An 11,655-nucleotide genomic window follows, 5' to 3' on the forward strand; every position below is an offset into this window, starting at 1 on the left:
TTCAACCACGAGCGAATGCACTTCTTCGAAGGCGACATCACGATCAACAAGGAGTGGGTCGAGTATCACGTGAAGAAGTGCGACGTGATCCTGCCGCTCGTCGCGATCGCAACGCCCGCGACCTACGTCCAGCAGCCGCTGCGCGTGTTCGAGCTCGACTTCGAGGCGAACCTGCCGATCGTGCGTTCGGCCGTCAAGTACGGCAAGCACCTCGTGTTCCCGTCGACCTCCGAGGTCTACGGCATGTGCGCGGACGAGCAGTTCGATCCGGACGCATCGGCCCTCACCTACGGCCCGATCAACAAGCCGCGCTGGATCTACGCATGCTCGAAGCAGCTGATGGACCGCGTGATCTGGGGCTACGGGATGGAAGGCCTGAACTTCACGCTGTTCCGTCCGTTCAACTGGATCGGCCCGGGCCTCGACTCGATCTACACGCCGAAGGAAGGCAGCTCGCGCGTCGTCACGCAGTTCCTCGGCCACATCGTGCGAGGCGAGAACATCAGCCTCGTCGACGGCGGTTCGCAGAAGCGTGCGTTCACCGACATCGACGACGGCATCAGCGCGCTGATGAAGATCATCGAGAACCCGAACGGCATTGCGTCGGGCAAGATCTACAACATCGGGAATCCGAAGAATAATTTCTCGGTCCGCGAACTCGCGCACAAGATGCTCGAGCTGGCCGCCGAATTCCCGGAGTACGCCGATTCCGCGAAGAACGTGAACCTCGTCGAAACGACGTCGGGCGCGTACTACGGCAAGGGCTACCAGGACGTGCAGAACCGCGTGCCGAAGATCGACAACACGATGCAGGAACTCGTCTGGGCGCCGCAGTCGACGTTCGACGAAGCACTGCGCAAGATCTTCGAAGCGTATCGCGGCCACGTCGGCGACGCGCGCGCGCTCGTCGAACAGCAAGGCTGAAACGGGACGCACGCTTGGCTCGCATCGTCCTCAAGATCGACGTCGACACGCTGCGCGGCACGCGCGAAGGCGTGCCGAACCTCGCACGCATCTTCGAGCGCTTCAGCGCGCGTGCGACCTTCCTCTTCAGCCTCGGGCCCGACCATACCGGCTGGGCGCTGCGGCGCGTGTTCCGCCCCGGGTTCCTGAAGAAGGTGTCACGCACGTCCGTGGTCGAGCATTACGGCGTGAAGCAGCTGATGTACGGCGTGCTGCTGCCGGGCCCCGACATCGGCCGCCGCGCGGTCGCCGACATGCGCGCAATCCACGAGGCCGGCTTCGAATGCGGGATCCACACGTGGGATCACGTGTACTGGCAGGACAACGTCCGTGAGCGCGACCGCGACTGGACCGCGCGCGAAATGCAGAAAAGCCACGCGCGCTTCGTCGACATCTTTGGCGCACCGCCCGTCACGCACGGCGCGGCGGGCTGGCAGATGAACGACGCGGCGTTCGAGCAGATCGACGCGTGGGGCATGCGCTATGCGTCCGACGGCCGCGGTCATTCGCCGTATCGGCCGGTCGTCGGCGGGCGGACACTCGAGCACGTGCAGATGCCGACGACGCTGCCGACGCTCGACGAGGTGCTCGGCGTCGACGGCGTCGACACGCACAACGTCGCCGCGCATATCCTCAAGTTCACCGAAACCAATCCGCACGACCAGGTCTTCACGCTGCACGCGGAACTGGAAGGCCAGAAGCTCGCGCCGGTGTTCGAGCAACTGCTCGCGGGCTGGCGCGCGCAAGGCCACACGTTTGCGACGATGGGCGACTATCACGCGACGCTGGACCGCGACACGCTGCCATCGTACCCTGTCGCGTGGGGCGAAATTCCGGGCCGCTCCGGCGAGTTGATCGTCCAGCCCGACTGAGACAGCGCCGTTCGTTCCCGCCCCTCCGGTGTGGCAGCGCGCCGCCCGTTGCGCGCCGCCACACCCGCGTCATCGATGCGCGGCGCGCAAGCGCGCGCTCGCCAAGGCGCCCTTCCATAACAACAGGAGAAACACGTGTCCGTCGAAGTTGACCGTCAAGTTCCCGATTTCACCGCACCGGCTACCGGCGGCGACCTGTCGCTGTCCGACCTGCAGGGCAACAAGCTCGTGCTGTATTTCTATCCGAAGGACAACACGCCGGGCTGCACGACCGAAGGGCTGCAGTTCCGCGATCTCTATCCGAAGTTCAAGAAGGCCGGCGCGGAAATCGTCGGCGTGTCGCGCGACAGCCTGCGCTCGCATGACAATTTCAAGGCAAAGCTCGAGTTGCCGTTCGCACTGATCTCCGATGCCGACGAAGCGCTGTGCACGCTGTTCGATGTCATCAAGATGAAGAAAATGTATGGCAAGGAAGTGCGCGGAATCGAGCGCTCGACGTTCCTGATCGACGCCGATGGCGTGCTGCGTCGCGAGTGGCGCGGCATCAAGGTGCCGGGGCATGTGGACGACGTGCTAAGTGCTGTACAAGCGCTTTGAGGCGCGCTATATTGGGCCGCAATGAATGCCAGTTCGCCCCATATTTCTCGTAGCTGCGCCGGTGCTCGTTGCGATGCTTTCCCGCACCTGACGCGCATCACGACGGTATCAGCCGAGCCGCATGTCCCGGTCGACGGGGCAGCGGCTTTTTTTATGGTCTGCGCGCCGGCACGCGGTCCGGCCCTTCACCCCGTCAAGGAGCTGATCGACATTTAGGCGAACCGGCGATACGAAATCCTTATGCGCCACCGCGCGCAAACTGCACGCGTCTTCGTTACGAAGCAGGATGCGATCAGCGGCGCATGCCATGCGACACGATTCCTCCCGAGGGACACCATGCCTTTGCCTACCCCCCCCAGCAAGCTCGGCAGCCTGCTGCCGCCCGACGAATACAAGGCGAAAGCGCGACCGGCGAAAGCCGCGAAGCAATCCGCCGAAGGGGACGTTTCCACGGCCGCCGACTACGGCCCGGCTAGCGTGGCCCAACCCATGACCGAAGCCGCGAACACGGCCGCGCCGCTGCGCGCGGTTGCGTCCGCGCAGGAAGCCGCGAGCGCGCCAGCACGCGGTCGCAAGACCAAGCAGACGGCCGCATTGCTGCAGCCCGTGCCGGCTCCCGCCGAGCCCGTTGCGCCGGCCGCACCGGTTGCGCGCGCCGAAAAACCGTCGGCCGCGAAACCGGCTTCGACCACCGCGCGCGACGCGGGCACCGCGACGAAGTCGCGCGGCCGCAAGGCCGCCGAGGCCGAAATGCAAAAGCTGTTCGTACTCGATACGAATGTGCTGATGCACGATCCGAGCAGCCTCTTCCGCTTCGAGGAACATGACGTCTATCTGCCGATGATGACGCTCGAGGAACTCGACAACCACAAGAAGGGGATGTCGGAAGTCGCACGCAACGCGCGCCAGGTGAGCCGCACGCTCGACGCGCTCGTCGCCGACGCAGGCCCGATCACGGCCGGCATTCCGCTGTCGCGTCTCGGCAGCCGCGAGGCGCTCGGCCGCCTGTACTTCCAGACGACGCTCAACCACATCGAGCCCGTCGAGGGCCTGCCGCAAGGCAAGGCCGACAACCAGATCCTCGGCGTCGTGCGCGCGCTGCAGCGCGACCGGCCCGATCGCCAGGTCGTGCTGGTGTCGAAAGACATCAACATGCGGATCAAGGCGCACGCGCTCGGCCTGCCGGCCGAAGACTACTTCAACGACCAGGTGCTCGAGGACAAGGACCTCCTGTACACGGGCGTGCGCGAACTGCCGCAGGACTTCTGGACCCGGCACGCGAAGGGCATGGAGAGCTGGCAGGATACGAAGACGGGCACCACGTACTACCGCGTGACGGGTCCGCTCGTCGCGTCGATGCTCGTCAACGAGTTCGTCTATCTCGAGCCGCAGAACGGCGAGCCGACGTTCCATGCGATCGTCCGCGAACTGAACGGCAAGACGGCGCTGCTGCAGACGCTGCGCGACTACAGCCACCACAAGAACAACGTGTGGGGCATCACCGCGCGCAACCGCGAGCAGAATTTTGCGCTGAACCTGCTGATGAACCCGGAGATCGACTTCGTCACGCTGCTCGGCCAGGCCGGCACCGGCAAGACGCTCGTCGCGCTCGCGGCGGGCCTCGCGCAGGTGCTCGACGACAAGCGCTACAACGAGATCATCGTGACGCGCGCGACCGTGCCCGTCGGCGAGGACATCGGCTTCCTGCCCGGCACCGAGGAAGAGAAGATGCAGCCGTGGATGGGCGCGTTCGACGACAACCTCGAAGTACTGCAGAAGACTGACGACGCAGCCGGCGAATGGGGCCGCGCGGCGACGCAGGAACTGATCCGTTCGCGCCTGAAGGTGAAGAGCATGAACTTCATGCGCGGCCGCACGTTCGTCGACAAGTACCTGATCATCGACGAGGCGCAGAACCTGACGCCGAAGCAGATGAAGACGCTCGTTACGCGCGCCGGTCCCGGCACGAAGATCGTCTGCCTCGGCAACATCGCGCAGATCGATACGCCGTACCTGACGGAAGGCAGTTCGGGGCTCACCTATGTCGTCGACCGCTTCAAGGGCTGGGGCCACGGTGGCCACGTGACGCTCGCGCGCGGCGAACGGTCGCGGCTCGCCGACTACGCGTCGGATATCCTGTAACGCAGCCGGCCGATTCGGTTCGAATCGGCCCGGTCGGCGACAAGCGCACGGCGCTCCGGAAACGGGGCGCCGTTTTTATTTTTTGGGGTCGCACTTTTCGCGTGGTCACCACACAACGACCACAGCAACAACCACCGCGACGACCGCATTTACGCGCGAAACTTCAAGTAAATTCTCAGGAATGGTTGCCTAAGCCCCGTCGGAGCGACTACCATCGGGTGTCTGTTGTCATACGATAGGCGAACGCGCCGCGTTCGCTCGCCCGTCATGTTTCGAATCTGGCTTCCCGTCGCCGTCGTCTCGCTGCTTGCGGCCTGTTCCAGCGTGCCGCCACAGTCGTCGCGCCCGTCGGGCATGACGATCACGACGCCGCGCGCATTCCCCCCGCCCGCCAATTTCCCGAAATTCGTCGACCACAGCGTCGGCCAGGAAGAAATCTCGATCCAGGCGATGAGCCTCGTCGGCGTACCGTATCGCTGGGGCGGCAACACGCCGACGAGCGGCTTCGACTGCAGCGGGCTCGTCCGCTACGTGATCGGCCGCGCGGCGGACGTGGACCTGCCGCGCACGACCGCGGACATGAGCGGCCGCGGCACGTCGATCGATCCGGAGCAGATCGCGCCGGGCGATCTGATCTTCTTCAACACGACCGGGCGGCCGCATTCTCACGTCGGCATCTATGTCGGCAAGCTGCGCTTCGTCAACGCACCGTCGACCGGCGGCACCGTGCGGCTCGACTACCTGACGAATCCGTACTGGTCGAAACGCTTCGACGGCATTCGCCGCGTCGCGCCTGCGCGCGCGGCGCCGACGCCGTTCGATGCACCGACCTTCGAAGCGCGGCGCGATACGCCGCCGGTTGCAGCAGCCGCAACAGCCACGCTGACCGCTGCGCCCGCGACCGCGGCATTGGCAACGCCTGCGCCGACGGTCGCCCCTGCGCCGCGCGCGACGATCGCGGCAGCACGTCCGGCCGCCGCGCCGGCACCTGTGCCGCGCGTAGCGGCCACCGGCACAACCGATCCGTTCGAACCGCCGCCGTCACGCATCGCCGCTGCGCAACAGCAGGCGCAAACCGCTGGCTCGGTTTCGCCGGCGCTTGCGAGCAACGGAAACGACACGCCGCCCACGCAACCCGCGACGAGCGGCACCACGATTCCGACGATCAGGATCCAGCCGGCCGATGCGCTCGCGGCAGCAGGATCGGATACCTACGACACACCGCTGGCCGCCCGCGCCACCCCCAACGCCAGTCAGCCGCTTGCGCCCGAGCCGGCGGCAGGTTCCGTGCAGGTTCTGCGCGCGTCGACGCAAGCCGCGCCCGTCAGGGCCGCGACCGGTAGCGCCGACGATCCGATCGCCCGGTTCGCGAACGGCAGTTACTGATACAAGGGCCGTGTCGTCGGGTCGCGCGATGCGCAACCCGCATAAAAAAACGCCGCAGCCTGTCGGCATGCGGCGCTTTCGGTGTCGCAACGCGATCGGAACCGCGATCAGAAGATCCGGTGGCCGAGCCACCAACCGCCCGCTGCGAACACGGCGGACGCCGGCAGCGTCAGCACCCACGCCCACACGATGTTGCCGGCGACACCCCAGCGCACGGCCGACAGCTTTTGCGTCGCACCGACGCCGACGATCGCACCGGTGATCGTGTGCGTGGTCGATACCGGGATGCCGAGCCACGATGCAATGAACAGCGTCATCGCGCCACCCGTTTCGGCGCAGAACCCGCCGACCGGCTTCAGCTTCGTGATCTTCTGGCCCATCGTGCGGACGATCCGCCAGCCGCCGAACAGCGTGCCGAGACCCATCGACAGGTAGCACGCGCCGATCACCCACGCGGGTGGCGCATCAGAGGTCGCCGACGCATAGCCCGTCGCCATCAGCAGCATCCAGATGATGCCGATCGTCTTTTGCGCATCGTTGCCGCCGTGACCGAGGCTGTACAGCCCGGCCGACAGCAGCTGCAATCTGCGAAAGCGCCGGTCGACCTTGCTCGGCGCGGTGCGGAAGTACAGCCACGACACGCCGAGCATGAACAGCGAACCGAGGATGAAGCCGAGCAGCGGCGAGATGAAGATGAACGCAATGGTCTTCATCAGGCCGTCGATGTTCAGCGATCCCCAGCCCGACTTCGCAAGCGCCGCGCCGACGAGACCGCCGATCAGTGCGTGCGACGAGCTCGACGGAATTCCGTAGTACCAGGTGATCACGTTCCAGCCGATCGCACCGATCAGCGCACCGAACACGACGTAGTGGTCGACGATCCCAGGGTCGATCGTGCCTTTGCCGACGGTCTGCGCGACCTTCAGGTGAAAGATGAAATACGCGATGACGTTGAACACGGCGGCAAATGCCACCGCCTGCTGGGGCTTCAGCACCCCAGTGGACACGACGGTGGCGATCGAGTTCGCCGCGTCGTGAAAGCCGTTCATGAAATCGAATACGAGCGCGACGAGCACGAGCGCCGCGACTATCCATAGTGCGAGTTGTATTGAATGCATCGTGTTCCGCTCAGGCGTTTTCCAGCACGATGCCTTCGATGATGTTCGCAACGTCCTCGCATTTGTCGGTGATCTCTTCGAGCAGCTCGTAGATCGCCTTCAGCTTGATCAGCGTCTTCACGTCGTCTTCTTCGCGGAACAGCTTCGACATCGCCGCGCGCAGTACGCGGTCGGCCTCCGATTCCCAGCGATCGATCTCTTCGCACGACTTCAGGATCTGCGCGGACTGCTTCATGTCCGACAGCAGCGCGACGCCTTGCTGCACGTGCTGCACCGCCTGCGTGACGATGTGCGCGAGCTGGCTCGCCTCCGACGTCACCACGCGCACGTCGTACAGCGACACGGCAGTCGCGACGTCCTCCATCAGGTCGAGGATGTCGTCCATCGTCGTGATCAGCTTGTGGATCTCGTCGCGGTCGAGCGGCGTGATGAACGTCTTGTGGAGCAAGTCGATCACTTCGTGCGTCAACTTGTCGGCGGCCTTTTCGGCCGTTTGCACGTTTTGCTTGTGAATCTCGGCATCGGCGAGATTGTCGATCAGCAGTTCGAGCTCGCGACCCGCAGCAACGAGGTGCTTCGCGTGCGCATTGAAATATTCAAAGAACTTGCCCTCGGTGGGCATGAATCGGCCGAACATGGGATCCCTGGGAGATTTGTCAAATGACTGTCACGAAAATCGGCGACATTGTACCGTTTCCCGTCCGGCACGCGCACGGGACGCGCGCGCGCACGGAGACGGGATACAACGTTTCGTGAAATTGGGGTTTACATCCGGCGTTACTCGCCGTAGAAGGTCTGCGCCCCGGCAAAGTTGTCGAACTTCGTGTATTGACCCAGGAATGTGAGCCGAACGGGCCCGATCGGGCCGTTACGCTGCTTGCCGATGATGATTTCGGCGGTGCCCTTGTCCGGGCTGTCCGGGTTGTAGACTTCGTCCCGGTAGATGAACAGGATCACGTCCGCGTCCTGTTCGATTGCGCCCGATTCCCGCAGGTCCGACATCACCGGGCGCTTGTTCGGCCGCTGTTCGAGGCCGCGGTTCAGCTGCGACAGTGCGATCACCGGCACGTCGAGTTCCTTCGCGAGACTCTTCAGCGAACGGGAAATTTCCGAAATTTCGGTCGCGCGGTTCTCGCCCGACGACGAACCCGACATCAGCTGCAGGTAGTCGACGATGATGAGCCCGAGCTTGCCGCACTGGCGCGCGAGCCGGCGCGCCCGCGAGCGCAGTTCCATCGGGTTCAGGCCGCCCGTCTCGTCGATGAACAGCTGCGCCTCGCTCATCTTCTGCACCGCGTGCGTGAGCTTCGGCCAGTCCTCGTCGGACAGGCGCCCGGTCCGCATCCGGTGCTGGTCGAGACGGCCGATCGAACCGAGCATACGCATCACGAGCTGCGTGCCCGGCATTTCCATCGAGAACACCGCGACCGGCAGACCATATTCCACCGCGACGTATTCGCCGATGTTCATCGAGAAGGCGGTCTTACCCATCGACGGGCGACCCGCCACGATGATCAGCTCGCCGCCGTGCATCCCGGACGTCATCCGATCGAGATCGACGAAGCCCGTCGGCGTACCGGTGACGTCGCTCGGATTCGCGGTGTGATACAGCGTGTCGATCCGCTCGACGACCTGCGTGAGCAGCGGACCGATCTCGAGGAAGCCCTGGTTGCCGCGCGCGCCCTCTTCGGCGATCGAGAACACCTTCGATTCCGCCTCGTCGAGCAGCTGGCGGACTTCCTTGCCCTGCGGATTGAACGCATCGGCGGAAATCTCGTCGGCCACCGACACGAGCCGGCGCAGCACCGCACGGTCGCGCACGATTTCCGCATAGCGGCGGATGTTCGCCGCGCTCGGCGTGTTCTGTGCAAGCGCGTTCAGGTACGCGAGCCCGCCGACATCGTCCGCCTTGCCCGACGTGCTCAGCGCCTCGTACACGGTCACCACGTCGGCCGGCCGCGTCGCCGCGATCAGTCGGCCGATATGCTCGAAGATGATCCGGTGGTCGTAGCGGTAGAAATCGCCCTGCGACAGATAGTCGGCGATCCGGTCCCATGCCGCGTTGTCGAGCAACAGGCCGCCCAGCACCGACTGCTCGGCTTCTACCGAGTGCGGCGGGACTTTCAGCGATTCGATTTGATGATCTTGCGGCGCATTCATGGGTTGGGATTATCGCGAATCAGGAGCCGAGGCGCCAGACGGTCGACAGAAATTGACGGGCAACAAAAAAGGCAGGCCCCGGTTACCCGGGCGCCTGCCCTTCATCCGGGCGGCGGGAGCCGCCCGGCAAGACTGCGTGTCGCTTACGCGTGGTCGCCGATCACGTTGACCGTGACGTCGACGACGACGTCCGTGTGCAGCGCGACCTGGACAGCGTGCTCGCCGATCATCTTCAGCGGGCCTTCCGGCAGGCGAACCTGCGCCTTCTCGACGTCGTAGCCTGCCTTCTTCAGCAGTTCAGCGATGTCTGCGTTCGTGACCGAGCCGAACAGACGGCCGTCGACGCCCGACTTCTGCGTGATTTCGAACGACTGGCCTGCCAGCTTCTCGCCGACTGCCTGCGAAGCTGCCAGCTTTTCAGCGGCAATCTTCTCGAGCTCTGCGCGACGCACTTCGAATTCAGCGATCGCTTCCTTCGTTGCGCGGCGAGCCTTGCGGTTCGGGATCAGGAAGTTGCGTGCGTAACCGTCCTTGACCTTGACGATATCGCCGAGGTTGCCCAGATTGGCGACTTTTTCCAACAGAATGATTTGCATTCGAATTCTCCTTATTGCGTCGCCGGGTTACGCCTTGTGCTGATCGGTGTACGGCAGCAGCGCGAGGAAACGCGCACGCTTGATTGCCGTATCGAGCTGACGCTGATAGTGCGACTTCGTACCCGTCAGGCGAGCCGGCGTGATCTTGCCGTTTTCGCCGATGAAGTCCTTCAGCGTATCCGTGTCCTTGTAGTCGATCTGCTCGACGCCGGCTGCCGTGAAGCGGCAGAACTTCTTGCGCTTGAAGAGCGGGTTTTGTTGCTGACGACGCTTGTCGAATTTCTTACCAGTGGGGCGGGCCATGTTCAGTCCTTTCCAATGTCCTGCAATGCTGTGATGTGAAACACCAAGGTGCGCGCGTTGCGGCTCTTCTTTGCCAGGAAGCCCGTGAACAGCGTCTCGACGCCCATTTCACGGCTTTCCAGCCTGCCGCTCGCCTCTCCGGCCGCCACCGCCTCGATCGTCATTTCGACCTGACGGGGAATACCGGCTTCGACGACTTCCGTGCGGTGATGCAATGTCGCGCTTGCGATCGGAACGCCGGCGGGGGTGTACCGCACCGGTGTGCGCTCGACGACGCTCGCGGTCAATTGCAGCCTGTTCACGTGAGTGGCGTGCTCCTTGATGGCTTAACGGCTAAAAGCTTAAGCCTGCGCTTCGGTCGGCTGAGCTGCAGCCGCCTTCTTGGCTTCTTCGCGCTGAACTTCCTTCATCATCGGCGACGGGCCGGTCTCGGCCTTCTTCATCTTGACGATGAGGTGACGCAGCACGGCGTCGTTGAACTTGAACGCGTGTTCGAGTTCGTCGAGCGTCGTCTGGTCGCACTCGATGTTCATGCAGACGTAGTGAGCCTTCGCGAGTTTCTCGATCATGTAGGCCAGCTGGCGACGGCCCCAGTCTTCGACGCGGTGGATCTGGCCACCGTGCGACGTGATCGTGGTCTTGTAACGCTCGATCATCGCGGGCACTTGCTCGCTCTGATCGGGGTGCACGATGAATACGATTTCGTAATGACGCATTACACACTCCTTGTGGATTAAAGCCACCCGGGCGTCTGAACCGGTGTGGCAAGTGAGAAGCCGAAGATTCTAACCCGGATGCGGAGCGCGTGCAAGGTTCATGCAGGTTTCGCGATGCGATTCGGCCGTGTTTTCAACGACTTGAACCCGACCGATCGGGGGCGACCGGCGGTCGGCGCGGCGGTCCAGCATTCAGGTGGCACGCCGGCCGCGCGGATCGAGATGGGGTCGCAACCCGCGCTGCACGGCCATTCGCGCAGTGATCCGCGCAATCATTCGGTTCGCGGCGCCCCGAGGTGCGCGTCCAGCGCCGACCTGAACGCCGCGAGCGCGGACGGTTCGGCATCGGTCACGGCCCACCACGTCATCCCGGCCGCGTCCCAGCGGTCGAGCGCGTAACCCTGCGACACGGTCGCATACGGCGCCGACGCGGCGCCCAGCCCGGCCGGCCGGACGTAGACGTCGATCACGTGCTGCCGGTAGCGGTACACGAGCACCGCGACACGTCGTTGCCCGACGTAGTCGAGCCGGCCGCCCGCGAGCACGAAGCCGCTCGCGGCGAGGTCGACGACGGGCGGCGCATAGTCGAGCCGCCCGTTGAACCACGGCTTCACCGTATGCCGGTCGGTCGAAATCACGTCGATGTCGCGCGCCGACAGGCCGGCCCGCACGTGGCTCGCGACGAGTTCGTCGATGGTGCGGTCGGTGGCCGCGCGGTGTGCGGACAGCGTCATCCCCGCGCCCGCCGCGAGCGCGATCATCAGCGCAACGCCCCAGCCGAGGCCCGGCAGCGCCACGGCGC

Annotated in this window: 12 protein-coding genes and 2 pseudogenes; 5 read left to right on the forward strand and 9 right to left on the reverse strand. The window is 64.6% G+C overall.

The genetic code is table 11. The features are described 5' to 3' along the window. From G3N94_RS35880 to G3N94_RS35890, 3 genes are all read left to right on the forward strand, one after another. On the forward strand, positions 1 to 924 hold a 924-nt coding region (locus G3N94_RS35880; protein WP_205798886.1), incomplete at its 5' end, for a bifunctional UDP-4-keto-pentose/UDP-xylose synthase. Between the two features lie 14 nt (positions 925 to 938). Continuing rightward, positions 939 to 1,835: a polysaccharide deacetylase family protein gene (locus G3N94_RS35885; RefSeq protein ID WP_205798888.1), complete on the forward strand. Its 897-nt coding sequence runs from the start codon at positions 939 to 941 to the stop codon at positions 1,833 to 1,835. Between the two features lie 135 nt (positions 1,836 to 1,970). After that, on the forward strand, positions 1,971 to 2,432 hold the full coding sequence (locus tag G3N94_RS35890; protein WP_205798890.1) for a peroxiredoxin: 462 nt from the start codon (positions 1,971 to 1,973) through the stop codon (positions 2,430 to 2,432). A gap of 238 nt (positions 2,433 to 2,670) precedes the next feature. Here the strand turns inward: G3N94_RS35890 and G3N94_RS42775 are convergent. After that, a pseudogene (locus G3N94_RS42775) lies at positions 2,671 to 2,861 on the reverse strand (hypothetical protein). On the opposite strand from G3N94_RS42775, the gene G3N94_RS35895 reads away from it, so the two are divergent. Next, positions 2,769 to 4,574 carry a PhoH family protein gene (locus G3N94_RS35895; protein ID WP_205798892.1) on the forward strand — a complete coding sequence of 602 codons (1,806 nt, stop codon included), beginning with the start codon at positions 2,769 to 2,771 and terminating at the stop codon, positions 4,572 to 4,574. The pseudogene G3N94_RS42775 and the gene G3N94_RS35895 sit on opposite strands and share 93 nt — an antisense overlap. Before the next feature lie 267 nt (positions 4,575 to 4,841). Then, positions 4,842 to 5,960, forward strand: a complete 1,119-nt coding sequence (locus G3N94_RS35900; RefSeq protein ID WP_205798894.1) for a C40 family peptidase — start codon at positions 4,842 to 4,844, stop codon at positions 5,958 to 5,960. A 107-nt stretch (positions 5,961 to 6,067) separates the two neighbouring features. On the opposite strand, the gene G3N94_RS35905 is transcribed toward G3N94_RS35900, so the two are convergent. The 8 genes and pseudogenes from G3N94_RS35905 to G3N94_RS35940 all read right to left on the reverse strand — a co-directional run. Next, positions 6,068 to 7,078, reverse strand: coding sequence for an inorganic phosphate transporter (locus tag G3N94_RS35905; protein WP_205798896.1), 1,011 nt, complete (start codon positions 7,076 to 7,078; stop codon positions 6,068 to 6,070). 10 nt (positions 7,079 to 7,088) lie between these two features. Then, entirely contained in the window at positions 7,089 to 7,715 is a 627-nt protein-coding gene (locus G3N94_RS35910; RefSeq protein WP_205798898.1) for a DUF47 domain-containing protein, read from the reverse strand. Between the two features lie 140 nt (positions 7,716 to 7,855). Beyond that, entirely contained in the window at positions 7,856 to 9,238 is a 1,383-nt protein-coding gene (locus G3N94_RS35915; protein WP_205798900.1) for a replicative DNA helicase, read from the reverse strand. A 143-nt stretch (positions 9,239 to 9,381) separates the two neighbouring features. Continuing rightward, positions 9,382 to 9,834, reverse strand: coding sequence for a 50S ribosomal protein L9 (rplI, locus tag G3N94_RS35920; protein WP_124602288.1), 453 nt, complete (start codon positions 9,832 to 9,834; stop codon positions 9,382 to 9,384). Between the two features lie 27 nt (positions 9,835 to 9,861). Then, a complete protein-coding gene (rpsR, locus tag G3N94_RS35925) occupies positions 9,862 to 10,137 on the reverse strand; it encodes a 30S ribosomal protein S18 (RefSeq protein WP_096503057.1) in 276 nt (91 codons plus the stop codon). A 2-nt stretch (positions 10,138 to 10,139) separates the two neighbouring features. Then, positions 10,140 to 10,439, reverse strand: a complete 300-nt coding sequence (priB, locus tag G3N94_RS35930; protein ID WP_060149888.1) for a primosomal replication protein N — start codon at positions 10,437 to 10,439, stop codon at positions 10,140 to 10,142. Between the two features lie 39 nt (positions 10,440 to 10,478). After that, a complete protein-coding gene (gene rpsF / locus G3N94_RS35935) occupies positions 10,479 to 10,853 on the reverse strand; it encodes a 30S ribosomal protein S6 (RefSeq protein WP_006402295.1) in 375 nt (124 codons plus the stop codon). A gap of 272 nt (positions 10,854 to 11,125) precedes the next feature. Continuing rightward, positions 11,126 to 11,655 (reverse strand): annotated as a pseudogene (locus G3N94_RS35940) (anti-sigma factor); the annotation flags it as partial.

Origin of the sequence: Burkholderia sp. Ac-20353, from assembly GCF_017104785.1 — a bacterium.
GTDB lineage: Bacteria > Pseudomonadota > Gammaproteobacteria > Burkholderiales > Burkholderiaceae > Burkholderia.

Bases quoted from the DNA above. Each gene is read 5' to 3' on its own strand.
- G3N94_RS35895 (WP_205798892.1), top strand. From the start codon at position 2,769: ATGCCTTTGCCTACCCCCCCCAGCAAGCTCGGCAGCCTGCTGCCGCCC.
- G3N94_RS35900 (WP_205798894.1), top strand. From the start codon at position 4,842: ATGTTTCGAATCTGGCTTCCCGTCGCCGTCGTCTCGCTGCTTGCGGCC.
- G3N94_RS35905 (WP_205798896.1), bottom strand. From the start codon at position 7,078: ATGCATTCAATACAACTCGCACTATGGATAGTCGCGGCGCTCGTGCTC.
- G3N94_RS35910 (WP_205798898.1), bottom strand. From the start codon at position 7,715: ATGTTCGGCCGATTCATGCCCACCGAGGGCAAGTTCTTTGAATATTTC.
- G3N94_RS35915 (WP_205798900.1), bottom strand. From the start codon at position 9,238: ATGAATGCGCCGCAAGATCATCAAATCGAATCGCTGAAAGTCCCGCCG.
- rplI (WP_124602288.1), bottom strand. From the start codon at position 9,834: ATGCAAATCATTCTGTTGGAAAAAGTCGCCAATCTGGGCAACCTCGGC.
- rpsR (WP_096503057.1), bottom strand. From the start codon at position 10,137: ATGGCCCGCCCCACTGGTAAGAAATTCGACAAGCGTCGTCAGCAACAA.
- rpsF (WP_006402295.1), bottom strand. From the start codon at position 10,853: ATGCGTCATTACGAAATCGTATTCATCGTGCACCCCGATCAGAGCGAG.